This is a genomic window from Aeromicrobium ginsengisoli, from assembly GCF_004134905.2.
Taxonomy (GTDB): Bacteria; Actinomycetota; Actinomycetes; order Propionibacteriales; family Nocardioidaceae; genus Aeromicrobium; species Aeromicrobium ginsengisoli.
In genome coordinates, this window is sequence record NZ_SDPQ02000001.1 from 958,190 (window position 1) to 979,771 (window position 21,582).

A 21,582-nucleotide genomic window follows, 5' to 3' on the forward strand; every position below is an offset into this window, starting at 1 on the left:
GTGGGTTGATGACGGAGGCAGCGACGTGAGCGACGAGACCATCACGTTCTACGACGCGATCGGTGGGCACGACACGATCAGGCTCATCGTCGACACGTTCTACGAGGGCGTCGCAACCGACGAGGTCCTGCGGCCGCTCTATCCCGAGGAGGACCTCGGGCCCGCCAACGAACGGTTCCGGATGTTCCTCGAGCAGTACTGGGGCGGCCCCACGACCTACTCCGACCAGCGTGGACACCCCCGCCTCCGCATGCGTCACGCACCGTTCGCGGTGACTCCTGAGGCACGCGACCGCTGGCTCGTGCACTTCCGCGAGGGGCTCGACCAGGCCAAGCTCTCCCCCGAGCTCGACGCGCAGTTCTGGGCGTACGTCCAGCACGCTGCCAACTTCATGGTCAACACCGCGGTCTGAGCGAAGCGAAGCGGTGTTGGGCCATGAAGCGACAACATCGCATGGTCAACCAGGCCGGCTGAGCGACGCGAACGCCTCGCGCTCCTCGTGGTTGTACGGCCGGGAGCGCGACGTCTCGAGGTCGAAGCCGATCAGCACCGCGCTGGCCCTGGCATGCACCGTGTCGGGGCCGATGATCTCGGCCTCGATCGTCGCCGAGGACGTGCCGAGCCGGCTGACCCACGACGAGACCTCGTACGGTTCACGGCGCCACGGCATCCCATCGCCGTACGTCACGTCGGTGCGACCCAGGACGAAGCGACCGGCGGAGAGCGCCTTGAGCCGGTTGGCGATCAACAGGATCCGCGCCTCCTGGACCAGCTCGAACACCTTGACGCCCGTCACCAGACCGTCGGGGCCTAGATCGCTGCGCCGCACCCGGCACGGCAGCGTGTCGCCGTACGACGGCGCAGCCCGCAGCCGTTCCGGCGCCCCGAACGTCGTGGTGACGCGCGCGAACGGCGAGGCATCCGGGACCGGCCGGATCTCCTGCACCAGCTCGTCACCGTCGATCGTCGACGTGATGTGGACAGGACGGCGACTCAGCAGCAGCGAGCGCAGGAACTCGACGACGACCCGGCGTACGGGCCGCTCGTCGAGCACCCCGTCCTCGACGAGCATCGCGCGACTCTCCGCGGCGTAGTCGAGGTAGACGACGTTGTTGACGTGGTTGAGCGAGTCCAGATCGGCCCAGCGCATCGGCAGCTCATGGACGACGGTGGAGGACACCCGCCGATGATGCCAGACGGGTCAGGCGTGGCTCTCGTCGATCTCGATGAGCGGGTCGCCCTCCTGGACGATCTGCCCGACCTCGACGAGGACCTTGCTGACGAACCCGGACGCCTCGGCGTAGACGGGGATCTCCATCTTCATGCTCTCCAGGACGGCGAGCACGTCGCCGACCCCGACCTGGTCGCCCTCACGGGCGACGATCTTCCAGACGTTCGCGACGATCTCGGCTCGCGCAGCGAACATCAGAGGGACGACTCGTGCGTCAGCATGCGCAGGGCGGCAGCCATGCGGTCGCGGGTCTCTTCGGGCAGGATCACGTCGTCGACGATACCGGCTTCGGCCGCGATGTAGGGGCGGGCGACCTCTTCGCGATAGACCGCGGCGAGCTCGTCGCGCAGCTTGGCCGGCTCCTCCGCCGCCTTGAGCGCGCGGCGGTGCAGCAGGGCCACGGCGCCACCGGGCCCCATGACCGCGATCTCCGAACCCGACCAGGCCCAGTTGACATCGGCACCGAGCGAGGCCGAGCCCATCGCGATGTAGGCGCCTCCGTACGCCTTGCGGACCACCACGGTCAGCTTGGGCGACTTGGTCTCGACGTACGCCTTGAGGAGCTTGGCGCCATGCGTGATGACGCCGCGGCCCTCCTCGACCGTGCCGGGCAGGAAGCCGGGCACGTCGACGAACGTCAGGACCGGGAGGTCGAAGCGACCGCAGAACTCGACGAAGCGAGCGGCCTTGACCGACGCCTTGGCGTCGAGGATGCCGCCGCGGGCGTTGGGCTGGTTGGCCAGGATGCCGACCGCATGGCCGTCGAGGCGGCCGAACAGGGTGAGGATGCTGGGGGCGTGCGTCGGCATGAGCTCCAGGCGTGCGCCGTTGTCGAGCACCCCGTCGAGCAGCGCGTTCATGTCGAACACGACGCTGGACTTGTCCGGCACCAGACCGGGGAGCCGCTCGACCGCACCGGGGTTGGCCGGCACCGAGCTGTGCCGCTTCTGCGGGCCGCCCTTGTGCGTGGGCAGGAACGACAGCAGGAGGCGAGTCGCGTGGAACGCCTCCTCCTCACTGTCGACCTCGAGGTGCGCGACCCCGCTGACCTTGGTGTGCAGCGCCGAGCCGCCGATCTCTTCGGCCGTGGCGTCCTCGCCCGTCGCGGCCTTGACGATCTCGGGGCCGGTCAGGAACATCTGGCCCTGCTCCTTGACCATGATGGTCCAGTCCGTCAGGGCCGGCGAGTATGCCGCGGCACCGGCGCACGGCCCGATGATCAGTGAGATCTGCGGGATCCGCTGCTGCGCCTCGATGTTGTTGGCGAAGATGCCGCCACAACCGTGCAGCGCGAAGATGCCGTCGTGGATGCGGGCGCCGCCCGAGTCGTTGATGTAGACGATCGGGTAGCCCTTGTCGATCGCGAACCGCTGGGCCTTCATGATCGCGTCGGCCATGACGGCACCGATCGCGCCCGAGGCCACGGCCGCGTCGTGCGAGACGACGACGACCGCGTGCCCGTCGGTGGTACCCCAACCGGCGACGACGCCGCTGCCGGCGCCACCGCCCGCCGTGCGCAACGGCGTCATCTCGACGAAGGAGCCGTCGTCGACGAGCATCTCGGCCCGCTCGCGCGCCGTGAAGACGCGCTTGCCCTTGGGTTCGACCCGGGCGAACCGATCCTGTCGGCGCTGCGTGAGCGTCGAGCGGTGATCGGCCTGGTCCGGCGCTGAAACCACCGAGGGGGTGTCGAGCTGCGTCACGAGGACTCCTAAAACATGAGGTTTTCCTCAACTATACACAAACATGAGGGATCCTTCATCTTCAACACCGGCAATTTCGACGGTGATCTCGCACACGCGAGCCTCGTGCGATACGGTGCGGGAGGAATTCACTAAGCAAGCGCTTAGGCGCCCGTTGAAGGAGCATCTCGTGACCGAACCCCGTACCGCGATCGTCACCGGAGCCGCACGAGGCATCGGCGCCGCCGTCTCGCAGCGGCTGGCCGCCGACGGCTTCCAGGTCGCCGTCGTCGACCTCGACGAGGCATCCTGCGCCGCCACCGTCGAGGCGGTCACTGCCGCCGGCGGCAAGGCCCTCGCCGTCGGCGCCGACGTGAGCAACGAGGAGCAGGTCGCCGCCGCATTCGAACGCATCGCCGCCGAGCTCGGTGCGCCGACCGTGCTGGTCAACAATGCCGGCATCATCCGCGACAACATGCTGTTCAAGATGACGGTCGACGACTGGGACGCCGTCATGAACGTGCACCTGCGCGGCGCGTTCCTGATGACCAAGGCCGCCCAGAAGCACATGACGGAAGCCGGCTTCGGCCGCATCGTCAACCTCTCGAGCACCTCGGCGCTCGGCAACCGCGGCCAGGCCAACTACTCCGCCGCCAAGGCCGGCATGCAGGGCTTCACCAAGACCCTGGCGATCGAGCTGGGCAAGTTCGGCATCACGGCCAACGCGATCGCACCCGGCTTCATCCAGACCGACATGACCGCCTCGACGGCCGAGCGCATGAAGATCCCCTTCGACGACTTCATCACGTGGAATGCCGAGCAGATCCCCGTGGCCCGCGTCGGCCAGCCCGAGGACATCGCTCACACGGTGTCGTTCCTCGTCAGCGAGGGTGCCGGGTTCGTGTCGGGCCAGGTCATCTACGTCGCCGGCGGACCCAAGGCCTGACATGAGCGAGCGCCAGCTGGGGGTCCCCCCGCGAGTTCTACGAGCAGGGGGCGTGAAACGAAGGGACATCATGCCGATGTCGCCGTACCGTGCTTTTCTCAAGGGGACGTCGGCATGACGGATGAACCCAAGGGTCTGGACCTCGCGGCGCTGCAGAACTGGCTCGAGCGGGAGCGTCCCGAGCTGGTCACCGGGCCGCTGACCGCGAGCCTCATCACGGGCGGCAAGTCCAACCTGACCTACACGCTGAGCGCCGGGTCGCGTGACTACGTCGTACGCCGCCCGCCCTTGGGTCACGTCCTCGCCACGGCGCACGACATGGGGCGGGAGTATCGCGTCATGGCGGCGCTGGCACCGACGAACGTACCCGTGCCGCTGATGATCGCCCACTGCGAGGACACCGAGGTCATCGGTGCGCCGTTCTACATCATGGAGAAGGTCACCGGCACGCCCTACGGCCGCGCGTCCCAGCTCGAGCCGCTCGGCGCCGAACGTACGCGCGTCATCAGCGAGCGCATGGTCGACACCCTGGTCGCGCTGCACGCCGTCGACTACGCCGCGGTGGGCCTGGGCGACTTCGGCCGTCCTGACGGCTACCTGGGACGCCAGGTGGCCCGCTGGAAGAAGCAGCTCGAGGCGTCGAGCAGCCGCGAGCTGCCCGGCATGGACGAGCTCGTCGCACACCTCGAGTCCCACATCCCGGCAACCGGTGACGGCACGATCGTGCACGGCGACTTCCGCCTCGACAACCTGCTCGTCGACACTGATCCTTCTTCAGGGGAGGACCGCGTCACGGCGGTGCTGGACTGGGAGATGAGCACGCTCGGCGATCCGCTGACCGACGTCGCGGTGCTGCTGGCGTACCAGCAGCTCGCCGAGGTCGCTCCCCCGTCGGGCGACGGCGCCGCGATGATCACGGATGCACCGTTGGCCCCGGGCTACCTCAGCCGTGACGAGGTGCTCGCCCGGTACGCCCAGCAGTCCGGGCGGGACGTCAGCGACATCGGCTTCCACCTCGCGCTCGCGTTCTTCAAGCTCGCGGTGATCCTCGAGGGCATCCACTACCGCCACTCGCACGGGCAGACCGTGGGGGCGGGCTTCGACGGCATCGGCGACATGATCGTGCCCTTGATCGCCGCAGGACGCGCCGCTACGGGATAGGGTTGCGCCCGTGACGGCCGAGATCCTCGAACCCCGGCGCCGCCCGACGCAGGAGCGTAGCCACAAGAAGTTCGACCACCTGTTGCAGGTGTCGCGCGAGCTGCTGCTCGACGTCGGCTTCGAGTCGTTCACGTGCGAGGAGGTGGCGCACCGCGCGGGTCTGCCGATCGGCACGCTCTACCAGTTCTTCCAGAACAAGTACGTCATCGTGTGCGAGCTCGACCGGGTCGACGCGGTCGCCGTACGCCAGGAGCTCGCGAGCTTCGCCGAGGCGATCCCGACGCTCGACTGGCTCAAGTTCCTCAACCGGCTCGTCGACCACATGGCCGAGCTGTGGGTCAACGACCCGTCACGCCGTGCCGTGTGGCTCGCGGTGCAGTCGACGCCGGCGACACGCGCGACCGCGGCGGTGACCGAGCGGGAGCTCGCTGCGGAGGTGGCGCGGGCCCTGGCACCGCTGACTCCGGGCACACCGCGTGAACGCCGGCAGATCATGGCCGAGGTGCTGGTGCACGTCGTCTACTCGATGCTCAACTTCTCGATCCGCGACGGCCAGGAGCACGCCGAGTCGATCATCGAGCTCAAGCGGCTCGTCACGGCCTACCTGCTGAGCGCCGAGCACGCCTGAGGGCTCAGGCGCGGGACAGGACGACGTACGCGATGGCGTAGTCGCCGTCGTGGCTCAGCGACACCTCGAGCGCATGACCGTCGAGGTGCTTGGCCGCCTCACCGTGCAGGCGTATGCGCGGACGGCCCCACGCATCGGCGACGACCTCGATGAGGTGGTGCACGTGCTCGTCCATGACCGGCGGCTCGCCGTGGAGCGACGCCGACCACGCCTTGACGACCGCCTCCTTCGCGGCCCAGCGCACGGCGAAGTGACGCGCGGAATCTGAGGGACGACTCCGCACGTCACTTCGCTCACCGGGCAGGAAAGCCGTGGCGAACGTGGTTCCGGGTTGTTCCAGCTGGTCCGCGAATGAAGGGACGTGGACCAGATCAACACCGATACCGACAACCGTCACTGGCACGACGCTCCGAAGTAGACGTCGTCCTCACCCAGCCGTGCCTGCGGATCCAGGAGCATTCCAGCCTCCCGAGTCCGCACTCCCTCACTGCCGAGGCGCCGATCGGCAGGGCGCTCGTACAGCGACGCTCCGCCGTACATGGCCCTGACGAGACGCATCCGACCCTCGATGAGCCGTGCTTCCGCACGGGCGGCGTAGGAGGCTCGCTCCTCGTCGCTCAAGGCCGCAAGGAATGCCTGGGGGTGCGCGAGCGCGATCAGGCCGGCGACGTGACCGAACCCGAGGCTCGTGAGGATGCCCGCCTTGAGCTGACCCGTGGCCAGCGGCTTGCGCAGCCAGACGAGGTGCTCGTGCTCGGCGAGGTCGTCCATGACGCAGTCGAGGCTGCGGTTCGGCGGGATGACCCCACCGGACAGGACCTGGCAGAGCCCGACGATCTGGAACGCCGCCGCGCCACCCTTGGTGTGCCCCGTGATGCTCTTCTGCGAGATCACGTAGAGCGGGTTGCCCTCGCTGCGGCCGATCGCCGTCGCGAGCCGCTCGTGCAGCTCGGACTCATTGCGCTCGTTGACGCCGGTCGACGTGTCGTGCTTGGACAGCACACCGATGTCGTCGGCGGTGAGGCCGAGCGTGCGCAGCGACTTCGCCAGGGCGGACTCTCGACCGCCGAGACCGGCCGCCAGAGCGCCCATGCCCGGAGCCGGGATCGACGTGTGGACGCCGTCGGCGAACGAGCCGGCGTACGCCACGACACCGAGGACCGGCAGGCCCATGCGCAGCGCGAGGTCACCGCGGGCGAGCAGGATCGTGCCGCCGCCCTGTGACTCCACGAAGCCGCCGTAGCGACGGTCGTTGGCGCGGCTGAAGTAGCGGTCCTCGAGCCCCTTCGCCCGCATCGCTGCGGAGTCCGCGGTTGCCGACATGTCGGCGAAGCCCACGATGCCCTCGACGCTCAGGTCATCGAAGCCGCCGGACACGACGAACTCGGCCTTGCCGAGCTTGATCTTGTCGACGCCCTCCTCGACCGAGACGGCCGTGGTGGCGCAGGCGGCGACGGGGTGGACCATAGCGCCGTACGAGCCGACGTAGGACTGCACGACGTGCGCGGCGATGACGTTGGGCAGCGCCTCCTGCAGGATGTCGTTGGGTTTGCTCTCGCCCAGCAGCGTGTCGAGGTAGAGCGACTGCATCGACTGCATGCCGCCCATGCCCGTGCCCTGCGTGTTGGCGACGAGAGCCGGGTGCACCCACCGCATCAGCTCGGACGGGTTGAACCCGCTCGAGAGGAACGCGTCGACCGTGCAGATGAGGTTCCACAGCGCGACCCGGTCGATCGAGTCGACCATCTCGGCCGGCACACCCCACACCGTGGGGTCGAAGCCGGTCGGGATCTGGCCGCCGACCGTACGCGTGAGCGCCATGCGGCGCGGCACGCGGATCTCGGTGCCGGCCTTGCGGGTCACGGTCCAGTCGCCGTCGGCCGTCGCGGAGATGACCGTACGCTCGGGATCGGCGTCGCGCAGCGCCTGCGCCTCGGCCTCGTTGGAGACCGTGAACGACAGGTCCTTGTCGAGGAACACCGACGTCAGCAGCGGAGCCGAGTTGTCGACCATGTTGCCCTCGTCGACGTAGCGGCGGATGCCGACGGCTTCGCGGACCTTGTCCTCGTAGCGCTCCACGAGATCGGCCTCGTCGACCTTCTCCTGGGTCTCGGTGTCGAACCAGCCGCCACCCTGCTCGTCCCAGCTGACCAGACCGGTGGTCCAGGCCAGCTCGAGGACGCCGGCGGCCGACAGCTCGTCGGACACCTCCATCTCGAAGCGCGTACGAGAGGAGCCGTAGGGGCCGAGCTCGCCGGCACCGACGATGACCACGAGGTCCTCGGGCCTGGCGTCGACCGGGGCCCAGTCGAGCTGCTCGACACGGTCGAGCTGCGCCGGTGAGGCGGCGAGGGCGGCGATCATGCCGGTCTCGTCCTCCTCGACAGCAGCCGGACGCGTGATGCCCTCGGCGAGCGCCTTCATGTCGAGCTTGACGCCCGCGAGCCCACCCGTGAGGTCGACCGTGAGCGGCTCGATGCGTGCTGCTGCGCGGGCCTCGACCGTTGCCGTCTCCAGCAACGCCTCAGCCATCTCCGCAGGCGACCACGTGCGGACGCCGCGAGCCTCGATGGCCTCGACCAGCGGGTCGTTGCCGCCCATGAGGCCCGTGCCGCGGACCCAGCCGATGATGGCGTGGCTCAGCGTGACGCGGTCGGCCCATGTACGTTCTGCGGACCAGCGGGCCACCACGGCGTCGAGCGCGGCCTTGGCCTCGCCGTATCCGCCGTCGCCGCCGAACATGCCGCGGTTGGGCGAGCCCGGGAGCACGACGTGCAGCGTCGAGGTCAGGTCGCGGTCCTGGATGCCGGCCGAGAGCTGCCCGATCAGGCGCTCGACGGACCACAGCAGGATGCGCATGTCGACCTCGGTGCGGCTGCCGGCGTCGGTGAGGTCACCGGCGACCCGGCCGGCGGCGAACGGGAACAGCAGCGTCGGCGTCATGGCCGGCTTGGCGACCGTCGTGACACCCGCACGCGTCTGCATCTGCTCGCTCGTGAGCCAGCTCGTCAGCGCATCGACGTCGGCGTACGACGCCATGTTGGCCGGGACGATCCACAGGGTGGCTCCGGCGACGGCGTGCGTGCGGTAGAGCTCCTTGTAGAACGCGAGGCGCTTGGCATCGAGGCCCGAGGTCGTCGCGACGACTGTCGCACCGCCCGCGAGCAGCTTGCCGGTCACACCGGCAGCGATCGATCCCTTGCTGGCGCCGGTGACGACCGCGAGCTCGCCGGACCAGGTCTGGTCCGTGGGGCTCACGGCGTCCGCGGCGATCTGCGTGAAGCGCTCGGACAGGCGCGGATCGCAGTGATCCGCGTGCCAGCGGGCCTGTGCCGCGACGACCTCGCCGGCGCCGACGAAGCTCACTTCGACGGTCTCGCCTGCGGCGATGCGCGCCAGGTCCTCACGAGCGCTGGCCCAGCGGTCGTCGAGCACGACAGCCTTGAGCGGGTCGAACGCCGGCGCCGTGAGCTTGGCCCAGTCGCTGCCGAGCTCGGACTCGACGCGGGCCAGGATCTCGGCCTCCGCCTCGTCCGTCTCGACAACAGCCGGTACGTCGGTGAGTCCGAGCTGGTCGAGCACCAGGCGCGCCGACGAGGCCAGGACACCATCGGGGCCGGTGATCTGCGCGGTGAACTCGCCGAGGGCGGCCGCATCGATCGTGGCGCCCTCTCCCCCACCGGTCGACGGCAGGTCGACGCTGACGCCGTGGCGTCCAGCGACGGCCTGGATGCTCGCGTCGATCGCGGCGTCGACGTCGGCGCCGGAGGCGAGACCGCTCAGCGAGCCGTACTCACCACCGCGGACGCTCGAGCCCTCACGGCTCGAGAGCGCGAGCTCGACGAGTGCGTGACTCGCCCAGCCCGGTCCGAGCTGCCAGACATCGGCGACGCGCTCGGCGACGGCTGACTGGCGCTTGCCGGTCGGGCCGAAGACCTTCTTGAGGTGGTCACCGAGGGCCTCGGTCAGCACCGGGCCGAATGGCTTGTAGCCGCGGGCCAGGCCCTTGACCTGGGCGGACAGCGTCGGCAGGTCCGCGTCGGCGGCCCCGTCGATCGCGCCGAGGCTGAGCTCGCCACCGAGGTCGACGAGCAGCTGGTTGCGGCGCGAGGACGCACCGTCGCACAGCGACTCGATCGTGTCGGCAGCGCCGATCTGGTCGAGGCGCATCTTGGTCCACCAGGCGATCAGCACCGTGGTGGCGTCGGCGGCGTCGAACGTGAGGTCGGCCGGACGCGGGCCGCTCGAGGTAGTGCTGGTCGAGCTTGTCGAAGCCACCGGAGCAGCACTGGCAGCCGTCGTTTCGGCAGGCTCAACGACCGTGTCCTCCTCCTCGACGACCTGCTCCTCGTCGGTCGCGAAGACAGCTGCACCGTCGCGCTCGAAGTTGAGCACCTCGACGGGGCCACCGAAGCGACCCGGCAGCTTGAGCGTCGACGACGCGAGGTTGGCCACCGTGGGGGCCTGGCCGACGCCGACCTCGATGAACCGCTCGACACCGAGGTCGCCGAACAGCAGGTCCTGCGTCTCGATCCAGCGGACCGGGCTGGCGAACTGCCAGGCGAGCAGCTCGATCAGCACGACGCGGCACAGCTCGCCGGGCTTGGCCGACCAGGTCGCGAAGTCGGCCAGGACCGCGTTGAGCGGCTCGGACGGCACCAGATCGGCGATCTCCTGCAGGAACGCGCGCTCGAGCGAGAACGGCTTGGGCACGAGGTTGGGGACGTAGCGGCCCGCGAGGATGGCGGGGTCGATGGTCGCCGGCAGCAGCTCGGTCAGCCGCTCCCGGAAGTCCGGGACGCCGTCGCGCAGCACCGTGGAGTGGAACGGCACGTCGATGCCGGGCACCAGGATGTACGCCGCTTTGCCGCCGAACTCCTCACGGCGCCGCGCGATGTCGTCCTCGAGGATCTCGAGGCCACGCACCGTGCCGGCGATCGCGTACTGCGAGTCGCGGAGGTTGTAGTTGACGATCTGCAGGAACTCGCCGGACTCCTCGGCAATGCGGTCGACGTACGCCGTGACGTTGTCGTCGTTGAGGCCGATCTGCGCCGGGCGGATCGCCGCGAGGCGGTAGTTGCTGCGGCCCTCGGCGTCGCGGGGCACGAGCGTGTGCATGACGGAGCCGCGCTGGAACACGACCTCGACGACGGCCTCGAGCGGGATGACGCCCGAGACGGCGGCGAGCGCGTTGTACTCGCCGACCGAGTGGCCCGCGAGGATCGAGCCCTCGACGAACGCACCGGACTCGCGCAGCTCGGCCATCTGGGCGGCGCCGAGCACCGCCATGGCGACCTGCGTGAACTGGGTCAGGAACAGCACGCCCTCGGGGTGCTTGTGCGTCACGCCGTTGGTCACCAGGACCGTCGGGTTGTCGCGGACCACCGTGAGGATCGAGAAGCCCAGCGCGGAGCGCGTGTGCGCGTCGGCGCGGTCCCAGATCTCGCGGGCGGCCTTGGAGCGCTGGTACGCCGCCATGCCCATGCCCTGGTGCTGGATGCCCTGGCCCGGGAACGCGTACGCGGTGCGAGGCGCCTCGAGGCGGGCGGTCGCCGACATCACGACCTCGCCCTCGGCGCGGCACGTGACGTCGACGAGCTCCGCACCGTTGTCGAGGCCGATGCGGTCCGCCTTGACATCGACCGTGACGCCGGGGCGTACGGGCGCGAGGAAGCGCGTGGTCCAGCCGGTGATGCGGCGGCCGGAGAGCACCTGCTGTGCGGCGGCGGAGACCCACATGCCGTGCACGATCGGCGCACCGAGACCCGCGAGGCGGGCAGCGGCGACGCTGGTGTGGATCGGGTTGTGGTCGCCCGTGACGGCGGCGAAGCCACGCAGATCGGTCGGCGCCGTCAGCGTTGCCACACCGCGCGACTTGCGCGGCGTGTCCTGCACGTGGTCGCCGAGTGCTCCGCCGGCGCGTGGCGGGTCGGAGAGCTCGCCAGCACCGGTACGTCCGCGGATCGCGAAGCGCTCACGCAGCGTCGCGATCTCCCCTGAGGCGGATGAGACCGTGACGTCGACCGCGACGACCCGGCCGAAGCCGGTGTCCTCGATCGACTCGACGACCGAGGTGATCGTCAGAGCGGACGGAGCGACGGGAAGCGCGTCGTGAAGGGCGATCGCGTGGTCGAGGTGGACCAGGTCGAGCATGCCCTCGATGACCGGGATGCCCGCCGGGGTCGTCGCCTCGCCGAGCACGGCGAAGACCGACGGCCAGGCGAGGCCGACGAGGACGTCGGGCACCGGGTGGACCGGGGTGTGCGCACCGGTGACGCCGGCGTGGTCGGCGATCAGGTCGGGATCCCACTCGACGGTGACCGTCGCGCGGCCGTTGTTGACCGAGGGGACGACACCACCGGCAGCGCCGGCAACGAGCGAGGACATCGCCGACGCAGCGACCTCGGTCGTCACGACCGGGGCAGCACCGGCGAGCACGGCGTCGTCGACCGAGATGCGCAGCGACAACGGACGCGCGAGCGGCACCTGCAGCTCAGCCGTGCGGCCGTCGATCGCGACGAGCGCTGCGCCGGTCTCGGGGTGCTCAGCACGCTGCGGGTCGACGATGACCCACTCGGCGCCGAGGCGGTGCACGGGGTTGCGGACCGTACGACCGGCCCACACCAGGTCAGGAGCGGCGAGGACGAGCGAGAGGACGTCGCCGGCGTCCTCGACGCGGCGGCGGCCCGTGACGCGCTGGGCGGCCCGGCCGGAGGCGAGAAGGCCGTCGATCGTGGCGTCCTCGAAGCGACGCAGCAGGTCAGCGACCGGCTCGTCGACGCGGTCGATGCCGGCAACGGAGACCGTGCCGGGGATGATGCAGACCTCGTCGGCCGCGAAGCGCGGGTCGTGCGCCTGCCACAGCGAGTCCGAGCGCCACCAACGGCGTACGTCCTGGTCGAGCACGGGCACGAAGTTGACCGGCTTTCCGGGCGTCCGGCACTGCTCGACGAAGAACAGCACGTCGGCCGGGTGAAGGATGACGTCCTCGGCGGCCGGGTAGGTCTCGAGCAGGGTGGCGATCGCCGCAGCGCCGTCGTCGACCAGGGAAGCGTCGGCGAAGAGCGTCGGGATCGTGCCACGATCGGCAGGGTTGAGGCGGGCCTCGGCGCGCTGCAGCATCGCGTGGAAGCGGTCGCGGATCGTCACGTCGAGCCACGACGGCGTGCCGGACAGCTCGAGGTAGCGGCGGAGCCACTGGGCGTACGTCATGGTCTCGACGTCGCCGAAGTAGGGCTTGGCGGTGCGGTTGAGCGCCTCGATGATCTCGTCGCGACGCGCGGCGACAGCCTTGGCGTCGCCGGCGACCTCGTCGAGCAGGCGGCCGGTGCGCGATGCCGTGTTGTCGATCTCGTGGATGTCGGCGCCGAGCTGGCTGCGGCCGGAGGCCATACCACCCTTGGCGCTGCCCGCACCGACCCAGGTGCCGGTGCCGCGCGTGTCGACGAGCAGCTGCTTGACCTCGGGGGCCGTGGTCGCCTCGAGGGTCGCCATCGCGGCGGTGCCCACGAGGATGCCGTCGAGCGGCATGACCGGGAAGCCGTGGCGGCGAGCCCACTCACCCGTGAGGTACGCCGAGGCGACCTCGGGCGTGCCGATGCCGCCACCGACGGCGACGACGACGTTGTCGAGCCCGCGCAGCTCGCCGTACGTGGCGATCAGCAGGTCGTCGAGGTCCTCCCACGAGTGGTGGCCACCGGCGCGGCCGCCCTCGATCTGGACGATGATCGGCGTCGGTGCGACAGCCTTGGCGATCGCGAGCACCTGGCGGATCTGCTTGACCGTGCCGGGCTTGAACACGACGTGCGTGATCTCGGCGGCGCGGAGCTCCTCGACGAGCTCGACGGCCTCGTCGAGCTCGGGGATGCCGGCCGTCACGATGACGGCGTCGATCGCGGCACCGGCGGCGCGGGCGCGCTGCACGAGACGCTTCTGGCCGAGCTGGAGCTTCCAGAGGTAAGGATCGAGGAACAGCGAGTTGAACTGGTACGTCCGACCGGGCAGCAGCAGCTCGTCGAGCTCCGCGACGCGATCGGCGAAGATCTCCTCTGTGACCTGACCGCCACCGGCGAGCTCGGACCAGAAGCCGGCGTTGGCCGCTGCGGCGACGATCTTGGCGTCGACCGTGGTCGGCGTCATGCCGGCCAGCAGGATCGGCGACTTGCCGGTCAGGCGGGTGAAGCGGGTCTCGACGTGCAGGCTGCCATCAGGCAGCGTGACGACGCTCGGGGCGTACGCCGACCACGGGGTCGCGAGACGCGGCGCAGCGCCGGCGGCGGTCAGCTCGCGGTGGCCGCGGCGGGTCGTCGTGGCGATGACGCCGGCTCCGCGGCTGCGCAGCTCGCGGGCCGACAGGCGGGCGGCGATGTCGGACGGGCCGAGGTCGAGGACCCAGGTCGCGCCGGCGTCGAGGGCGGACTCCAGTGAAGCGACCCAGTCCACCGGGTCGACGATCGAGCGCATCGTGAGCGTACGGGCGCGGGCGCCGTCGAAGCCACAGGCCTCGGCCCACGTGGCGACGAGGTCGGCAGCCTCGGCGAGGTCGGGGTGGTGGAACGCCAGCTGGGCCGGCAGCGGCTCCAGGACCGGAGCGAACGGCGAGCCGCCGGTGACCTTGCGCTCACGATCGGCCTTCTCGCTGGCGGCGACCTCTTCGAGGCGGGCCTCGACGACGCGGAGGCTGTCGGCCGGACCGGACAGCACGACGCCGCGACGGCCGTTGCGCAGGCGCGAGACGACGCGCAGTGTCGCGGGCAGCTCGGCGAGAATCTCGTCGATGCGCTCCGGCACGACGTTGGAGACGCTGAGCATCGTCGAGCCGAGCAGGCCGCGGCGGCGTCCCACGAGCTGCGCTGCTGCACCCATCAGGCGGGCAAGGGCCAGCAGCTCGACGTCATCGACGCCGACGAGCGACTGGGTCGCGAGGTCGCCCTGCGAGTGACCGATGACGGCGACGGGGGCGTTGAGCTGCGTGTCGACGCCCTGGCGGCGCAGCGCACGGAGGCCGGCGAGCTGGGTCAGCAGGATGCCGGGTACCGAGGCTCCGGGTGTATCCAGCACCGCGGAGCTCGGCAGTTCGGGAGCGTCGTCGTCCTCGGCGGACTCGCCGACCGCGATGACGTCGGCCCACTCGAGGGGCGTGAACGTCACGCCGACCCGGGCGAGCTCGGCGGCGACCGGAGCGAGGCGCTCCTCGGCCTGCGACACGAGCGTCTCGAGCTCGGCCTCGAGCGCGAAGTCGCGGATCAGACCCGCGAGCGGCTCGAGCCACGGAGCACCCTGGCCGCCGAACGCCATGGCGTACGGCGTGCCGGTGGAGATGCGATCGACCAGGGCGCCGCGGCGCTCGGTCGGCTGGATCGTGGCAAGCGGGGTGTCGATGGTCGTCACGTGGAATCCCTCGGGGTACTGCCGTCGCTGGATCGACGGGCGGTCCCACCATCTTCTCAAAACATGAGGAGATCCTCAAGTTTAATGCGAGGGTTTCCTCATGTTTCTCTAGAGATCTAGATCACCTTGACGCGACGGGCGGCCCGCGATTGAATGAATGAACATTCAGTCATAGGAGCCCGTGGTGAGTTGGACCCAGAACGACATCCCCGATCAAACCGGCCGCACCGCCGTGGTGACTGGCGCCAACGGTGGCCTCGGCCTCGAGTCCGCCGAAGCCTTGGCGGGCGCCGGCGCCCACGTCGTCATGGCAGTCCGCAACCAGGACAAGGCCAAGGACGCCGTCGAACGCATCCGCGCCGCCCACCCCAACGCATCGCTTGAGCTGATCCCCCTCGACCTCGGGGATCTCGCCTCGACCGCTGCGGCCGCGAAGCAGATCCTGGCCAAGCACGACTCCATCGATCTGCTGATCAACAACGCCGGCGTCATGGCGATGCCCGAACGCACCACGGTCGACGGGTTCGAGATGCAGATGGGCGTCGACCACCTGGGCCACTTCGCCCTCACCGCCCACCTGCTGCCGGCCATTCTTGCGGCCGATGCCGCCCGAGTCGTCACCGTGACCAGCATTGCCCGGTTCCAGGGACGCCCCTTCGATCCCGACAACCCGCACATGAAGGGCAACTACGGGGCCTGGAGTGCCTACGGACAGGCCAAGCTGGCCAACTATCACTTCGGCCTTGGCCTGCAGAACAAGTTCAAGGCCGCCGGCGTCGCCGCCGAGAGCCTCATCGCGCATCCAGGTCTGTCGCACACCGATCTCCAGAGCACGACCGCTGCCGAAGGCGGCGGCGGATGGCTCGGCCGAACGTCCGAGACCCTGGCCGCGCGCACCGGGATGCCACCGCACAAGGGAGTACGCCCACAACTACGCGCCGCCACGGACCCGAACGCGAAGGGCGGTCAGATGTATGGCCCGCTGCTCGCGTCCAACGGTCCGGCCGTCAGCCGCCCCATCCTTCGACGCATCAGGCTCGACAGGCGCATCAACGAGCTGTGGGACATGTCCGAGCGCGAGACCGGCGTGAGCCTCGACGTGGCCCGAGCTGCGAGATCGACATGATGACCCCCGTCGCGATCGATCGAGCCGAGGCGGTACGCCACGCCCTGATCCGGCTGGTGGCCCGCGACGGGTTCCACGGCACGTCGATGGCCGCCGTCGCCAAGGAGGCCGGGGTCGCGACCGGCACTGCGTACGTCCACTACGCGTCGAAGGACGAGCTCGTGATGGCCACATACGTCGAGGTCAAGCACGATGTGGGTGAAGCCGCCTTGGCGTCGGTCGATCCCGACTCTTCGCTGCGAGAGCAGTTCGCTCAACTGTGGACCGGCGTCCAGAAGCACCTCGAGGCCAATCCCGATCGTGCACGGTTCCTGGTGCAGGCGGACAGCTCGCCGTACGCCGAGATTGCGCACGAGCGAGCCATCTCGGCGGTCGACGACCCGCTGATGTCCTCGCCTGTGGTGGCCAACCTCCTCGAAGAGATGGTCGATCTACCACCGGAGGTCCTGTTCGACCTCGCCATGGGGCCGGTCGTCCGGCTCACCGCGATCCGACGGGGCATCGATGAATCCCTCGTCGACACGTTGATCGAGGCGTGCTGGAGGGCCGTCACGGACTCGAGGAGCTCAACGTTCAGACGCCGCCGGTGAGCGTCACGAGGGTTTGCTCATGTTTCTTCCAAAGATCTGGCTCACACGTTCGGGCCGGCATTTCGCCCCGCGCGATCACGACATCCCGCGACTAGGCTGAGCCCAGGGGGAACGACATGGAGATCGAGACGCGCCATCTGCGCATGGTCAAGGCCGTGGCCGACGAGGGCAGCATCACGCGGGCGGCCTCCGCACTGGGAACGACGCAGCCGGCCCTGACGCGGCAGCTGCGGCGCATCGAGGACAACCTCGGCGGTCCCTTGTTCCAGCGCTCGCACGCCGGGGTCGAGCAGACGCCGCTCGGCCGGCTCGTCGTCGGCCGGGCGACCGCAGTGCTGTCGGTGCTCGACACCCTCAAGACCGACGCGTCGAGCCTCCGCACCGCCCCGGCGCAGGTACGCATCGGAGTGCGCTTCGGCAATGCCCTGGTCGGTCTGATCCGCGGCCTGCGCGCCACCCTGCCGAGCACCGAGATCGTGACCGAGAGCGAGACCCGCATCGACGGGCTGCTCGACCTGCTCGGCTCGCACCGCATCGACTTCGCGGTGATCCATGAGTACGTCGGCAACGAGATCCCGCTCGACCCGCGCCTGCTCGTACGCCCCGTGGGTTGCGAGCCGGGGTTCGTGCTGATGTCGGCCGACCACCCGCTGGCGGAGCGCGGCGAGCTCGAGCTCGCCGACCTCGCGGACGAGACCTGGCTGCTGTCGCCGCTCGACGTCGACCGCGAGGCCGACTGCATGACCCGCATCTGCTGGGATGCCGGCTTCACACCCAAGGTCGGCCACTACCTCAGCGACGGTCTCAGCGTCGAGCTGATCCGCGCCGGTGAGGCAATCGCGCTCAGCACGCCGACCAACCGCGACTCCGGCATGGTGCTCAAGCCGCTGGCCGGCACGCCCATGCAGGTCCGCCGGCTGCTGTTGACCGAGCGCGACAACCCCTTCGCCGAGCACCTCGACAAGCTCGCCCGCTTCACCGCCGACGTCCTCACCGAGACCCTCGAGCGGCAGCCGGTCTACCGGTCCTGGGTCGAGCGCCACGGCCCGTTGGCGACGGCGCGACCGCGCGCCTGAACGCCCGATGGCATGGGCATCTGGCATGACCCAACGCCTCTCGATGTGACTAGCGTCACGCCTACGTCAACCGAGAGGACCACCACTCATGAAACATGTCTTTGCCATCGGAGGAGCAACCCTCCTCGTGGCCGGGCTGGGCGTTGCCACGCCCTCTCTGAGCGCAGCAGCCGACAGCAGCGGCGATCCCGCTGTCGTGGCCAAGGAATACATCCAGGAGCATCCCGGCAAGGTCGAAGGCACCGCCAAGGATGCCTACCAGCTCGTCGACACGGTCGGTTCGAGCGACGGCGCCAGCCATGTCCGGTTCAACCGTACGTACGACGGCCTGCCGGTCCTCGGCGGTGACCTCGTGGTCCATCTCAGTGCCGCCGACAACCCGCAGAGCGTCTCGGTCGCCCAGACAGTGCCCGCATCCGTCAGCACGACACCCAAGGTGCCGGCGTCATCGGCAGCCGACCGGGCGCGCGACGAGTTCAGCGGACGCACCGTCAGCAAGGCCAGCTCACCCAAGCTCGTCGTCGACGCGCGACACGGCAAGGCGGTCCTGGCCTGGCGGTCCACCGTGACCGGAGTGCAGGCCGACGGCCAGACCCCGAGCCGGCAGATCATCGTGACGGACGCCAACACCGGCAAGGTCCGCAGCGCCGACGAGACGATCCTGACGCCGATCAAGGCCGGCAGGCGCACCAACCAGGCGGCAGCCGCCGCCAAGCCGGGCGTCGCCGCGACCGGCACGGGCCGCGGCATCTTCGTCGGCTCGGTCTCGCTCAGCACGACCGGCAGCGGCAGCAGCTACACGATGGTCGATGCGACGCACGGCAACGGGCGCACGTGCGACCTCAGGAACCGCACCTCGGGGACATGCACGACATTCGCGGACTCCGACAACATCTGGGGCAACTTCAGCGTCAGCGACCGGGCGTCGGCCGGCGTCGACGCGCACTACGGCGCCGCCAAGACGTTCGACTACTTCAAGTCGAGCTTCGGCCGCCAGGGCATCTTCGACAACGGCAGCGGCGTGCCCTCACGCGTCCACTACGGCAACAGCTACGTCAACGCCTACTGGGACGGCAGCCAGATGACGTACGGCGACGGCGCCGGCAATCAGGCACCGTTGGTCGAGCTCGATGTCGCGGGTCACGAGATGTCCCACGGCGTCACGGAGAACTCGGCCAATCTCGGCTACTCCGGTGATGCCGGAGGCCTCAACGAGGCGACCAGCGACATCTTCGGGACGATGGTCGAGTTCTACGCCAACAACCCCAACGACACGCCGGACTTCCTGATCGGCGAGGAGATTGACATCAACGGCGACGGGACGCCGCTGCGCTACATGGACGATCCTCGCCGCGACGGCGCGTCCTACGCGTGCTGGAGCACCGCGGTTCCGCGCTCGGATCCGCACTACTCCTCAGGAGTGGGCAACCACTTCTTCTTCCTGCTCGCCAACGGCAGCGGCCAGAGCACGTACGGCAACAGCCCGACCTGCAACGGCTCGACCGTCACCGGAATCGGCCGGGCCAAGGCCGCGGCCATTTGGTACAAGGCGCTCACCGAGCGCATGACCAGCACCGAGACGTACGCCAAGGCGCGGCTCGACACGGTCGCTGCCGCGACGACGCTCTACGGCGCCAGCAGCGCCGAGGTCGCTGCGGTCAAGGCGGCGTGGTCGGCGGTCAGCGTGAGCTGACGGCACGAGTTCCTTGAGCCTGTCGAAAGGATCCTTTCGACAGGCTCAAGGAACGAGTGGGTCAGACGCCGCCGGTGAGCGTGAGCCCGCCGTCGATCGTGATGGTCTGGCCGGTGACCCACGCAGCGTCCTCGGACAGCAGGAACGCCACGACTGAGCCGATGTCGTCCGGCACTCCGAGCCGCTTGAGCGGGTACGCGGCAGCGACCTCCTCCTCACGGCCCTCGTAGAGCGCCGTCGCGAACTTGGTCTTGACCACGGCCGGAGCCACGGCGTTGACCCGGATCTCCGGGCCGAGCTCCACCGCGAGCTCCTCGGTCACGTGGATCACGCCGGACTTGGACGCCCCATAGACGCCGATGCCGGGCGCGGGCTTGAGCCCGGCCACCGATGCGATGTTGACCATCGCACCGCCGTTGGCCTCCATCCAGGCGCGATAGACCTTCTGCGCCCACGCGATCGACGAGACCACGTTGACCCGGAAGATCTTCTCCGCGGCCTCGAGATCGATGTCGATCATCCGACCGTACGCCGGGTTGATCCCGGTGTTGTTGACGAGGAAGTCGATGCTGCCGAACGCGTCCATCGTCGTCGTGACGGTCTCGTCCTGGTGGGCCGCGTCATCGGCCGCACCCGCCACGAAGATCGCGTTGTCGGGACCGCCGAGCGACTCGACCGCCTCGGCCAACGGACCCGGCTTGCGCGCCGTCAGGCACACGCGGGCGCCATCGGCCACGAGCCGTTCGGCGACGGCGAGGCCGATGCCCCGGCTCGCGCCGGTGACGATCGCGACCTTGCCGTCGAAACGCCTCGTCACGCTCGGCTCGCTCAAGAGAGGCGCTCCAGCACCATCGCCATGCCCTGGCCGCCGCCGACACACATCGTCTCGACGCCGAACTGCTTGTCGTGGTGCTGCAGGGAGTTGATCAGCGTGCTCGTGATGCGCGCGCCGGTCATGCCGAACGGGTGACCGATCGCGATCGCGCCACCGTTGACGTTGAGCTTGTCGATGTCGATGCCGAGAGCCTGCGCCGAGCCCAGTGCCTGGACCGCGAACGCCTCGTTGATCTCGAACAGGTCGATGTCGTCGATGCCCATGCCGGCATGGCCGAGCGCCTGCTTGACCGCCTCGACGGGGCCGAGGCCCATGATCTCCGGCGAGAGGCCCGTGACGCCGGTCGACACGATGCGGGCGAGCGGGGTGAGGCCCAGCTCCTTGGCCTTGGTGTCGCTCATGATGACGACCGCCGCAGCACCGTCGTTGAGCGGACAGCAGTTGCCGGCCGTGATCGTGCCGTCGGGGCGGAAGACGGGCTTGAGCTGCGACACCGCTTCGTAGGTGACGCCGGCGCGCGGGCCGTCATCGGTGCTGACGACGGTGCCGTCGGGCAGCGTCACCGGCGTGATGTCCTTGGCCCAGAACCCGTCGGCGAGGGCCTTCTCGGCGAGGTTCTGGCTGCGAACGCCGAACTCGTCCTGCTCCTGGCGGCTCATGCCGATGAGCTGCTGCACGTTCTCAGCCGTCTGACCCATCGCGATGTAGGCATCGGGCAGCGTGCCGTCCTCGCGGGGATCGTGCCACGCCTCGGCGCCACCCTGCGCGCGCTGGTCCGTGCGGCTGACCGCCTCGTCGAACAGCGGGTTGTGGGCGGCAGCCATGTCGGACATGCCGTTGGCGAATCGACTGACGGTCTCGACACCGAGCGACAGGAACACGTCGCCCTCGCCGGCCTTGATCGCGTGGAACGCCATGCGCGTGGTCTGCAGGCTCGACGAGCAGTAGCGGTTGACCGTCACGCCGGGGACGTGGTCCATGCCGGCCTGCACCGCGACGATGCGACCGAGGTTGTTGCCCGACTCGCCGGCCGGCTGGCCGACACCCAGGTGCAGGTCGACGATGTCACGACGGTCGAGCTCGGGGACCTTGGCGAGTGCCGCCTCGAGCATCAGGACCGAGAGGTCGTCGGGACGCATGTCCTTGAGCGATCCCTTGACGGCTCGGCCGATGGGCGAGCGTGCGGTTGAGACGATGACTGCTTCGGGCATTGTCGTGCCTTTC

The 21,582-nt window shown here is 69.5% G+C and carries 15 protein-coding genes; 8 read left to right on the top strand and 7 right to left on the bottom strand.

Annotation, left to right across the window (positions count from 1 at the left end; genetic code table 11):
• Positions 1-25: 25 nt before the first annotated feature.
• Positions 26-412: a globin gene (locus ESP70_RS04725; protein ID WP_149688157.1), complete on the top strand. Its 387-nt coding sequence runs from the start codon at positions 26-28 to the stop codon at positions 410-412.
• Positions 413-457: 45 nt separating this feature from the next.
• Here the strand turns inward: ESP70_RS04725 and ESP70_RS04730 are convergent, their stop codons facing one another.
• Genes ESP70_RS04730 through ESP70_RS04740 form a run of 3 tightly spaced genes read right to left on the bottom strand, consistent with a single transcriptional unit; the run spans position 458 to position 2,934 of the window.
• The gene (locus ESP70_RS04730; RefSeq protein ID WP_149688158.1) at positions 458-1,180 is read right to left on the bottom strand and encodes a thioesterase family protein; all 723 of its coding nucleotides are present in this window, start codon (positions 1,178-1,180) and stop codon (positions 458-460) included.
• Positions 1,181-1,201: 21 nt separating this feature from the next.
• On the bottom strand, positions 1,202-1,426 hold the full coding sequence (locus tag ESP70_RS04735) for a biotin/lipoyl-binding carrier protein (protein ID WP_056212772.1): 225 nt from the start codon (positions 1,424-1,426) through the stop codon (positions 1,202-1,204).
• Complete coding sequence (locus ESP70_RS04740; RefSeq protein ID WP_246161785.1) at positions 1,426-2,934, bottom strand: acyl-CoA carboxylase subunit beta; 1,509 nt, start codon at positions 2,932-2,934, stop codon at positions 1,426-1,428. Before ESP70_RS04740 ends, ESP70_RS04735 begins: the two co-directional genes overlap by 1 nt.
• 169 nt (positions 2,935-3,103) lie before the next feature.
• On the opposite strand from ESP70_RS04740, the gene fabG reads away from it, so the two are divergent.
• From fabG to ESP70_RS04755, 3 genes are all read left to right on the top strand, one after another.
• Complete coding sequence (fabG, locus tag ESP70_RS04745) at positions 3,104-3,859, top strand: 3-oxoacyl-ACP reductase FabG (RefSeq protein ID WP_246161787.1); 756 nt, start codon at positions 3,104-3,106, stop codon at positions 3,857-3,859.
• Positions 3,860-3,973: 114 nt separating this feature from the next.
• The gene (locus tag ESP70_RS04750) at positions 3,974-5,020 is read left to right on the top strand and encodes a phosphotransferase family protein (RefSeq protein ID WP_149688160.1); all 1,047 of its coding nucleotides are present in this window, start codon (positions 3,974-3,976) and stop codon (positions 5,018-5,020) included.
• Between the two features lie 10 nt (positions 5,021-5,030).
• Positions 5,031-5,648: a TetR/AcrR family transcriptional regulator gene (locus tag ESP70_RS04755; protein ID WP_056404115.1), complete on the top strand. Its 618-nt coding sequence runs from the start codon at positions 5,031-5,033 to the stop codon at positions 5,646-5,648.
• 4 nt (positions 5,649-5,652) lie between these two features.
• Here ESP70_RS04755 and acpS read toward each other — a convergent pair whose 3' ends face one another.
• A complete protein-coding gene (gene acpS / locus ESP70_RS04760) occupies positions 5,653-6,051 on the bottom strand; it encodes a holo-ACP synthase AcpS (RefSeq protein ID WP_342780158.1) in 399 nt (132 codons plus the stop codon).
• Positions 6,042-15,038, bottom strand: coding sequence for a type I polyketide synthase (locus ESP70_RS04765; RefSeq protein WP_246161790.1), 8,997 nt, complete (start codon positions 15,036-15,038; stop codon positions 6,042-6,044). The genes acpS and ESP70_RS04765 overlap by 10 nt, the downstream gene beginning before the upstream one ends.
• Before the next feature lie 184 nt (positions 15,039-15,222).
• Here ESP70_RS04765 and ESP70_RS04770 point away from each other — a divergent pair, with 184 nt between their 5' ends.
• The 4 genes from ESP70_RS04770 to ESP70_RS04785 all read left to right on the top strand — a co-directional run bounded on the left by ESP70_RS04770 (position 15,223) and on the right by ESP70_RS04785 (position 19,523).
• Entirely contained in the window at positions 15,223-16,164 is a 942-nt protein-coding gene (locus ESP70_RS04770) for an oxidoreductase (RefSeq protein ID WP_149688162.1), read from the top strand.
• Positions 16,161-16,754: a TetR/AcrR family transcriptional regulator gene (locus tag ESP70_RS04775; RefSeq protein ID WP_149688163.1), complete on the top strand. Its 594-nt coding sequence runs from the start codon at positions 16,161-16,163 to the stop codon at positions 16,752-16,754. Before ESP70_RS04770 ends, ESP70_RS04775 begins: the two co-directional genes overlap by 4 nt.
• A gap of 116 nt (positions 16,755-16,870) precedes the next feature.
• Complete coding sequence (locus tag ESP70_RS04780) at positions 16,871-17,830, top strand: LysR family transcriptional regulator (RefSeq protein WP_149688164.1); 960 nt, start codon at positions 16,871-16,873, stop codon at positions 17,828-17,830.
• Between the two features lie 88 nt (positions 17,831-17,918).
• Positions 17,919-19,523: a M4 family metallopeptidase gene (locus tag ESP70_RS04785; RefSeq protein ID WP_149688165.1), complete on the top strand. Its 1,605-nt coding sequence runs from the start codon at positions 17,919-17,921 to the stop codon at positions 19,521-19,523.
• Positions 19,524-19,584: 61 nt separating this feature from the next.
• Here ESP70_RS04785 and ESP70_RS04790 read toward each other — a convergent pair whose 3' ends face one another.
• Both ESP70_RS04790 and ESP70_RS04795 read right to left on the bottom strand, forming a co-directional pair.
• A complete protein-coding gene (locus ESP70_RS04790) occupies positions 19,585-20,340 on the bottom strand; it encodes an SDR family oxidoreductase (protein ID WP_149688166.1) in 756 nt (251 codons plus the stop codon).
• Between the two features lie 11 nt (positions 20,341-20,351).
• Positions 20,352-21,569, bottom strand: a complete 1,218-nt coding sequence (locus tag ESP70_RS04795; protein ID WP_149688167.1) for an acetyl-CoA C-acetyltransferase — start codon at positions 21,567-21,569, stop codon at positions 20,352-20,354.
• Between the last annotated feature and the right edge of the window lie 13 nt (positions 21,570-21,582).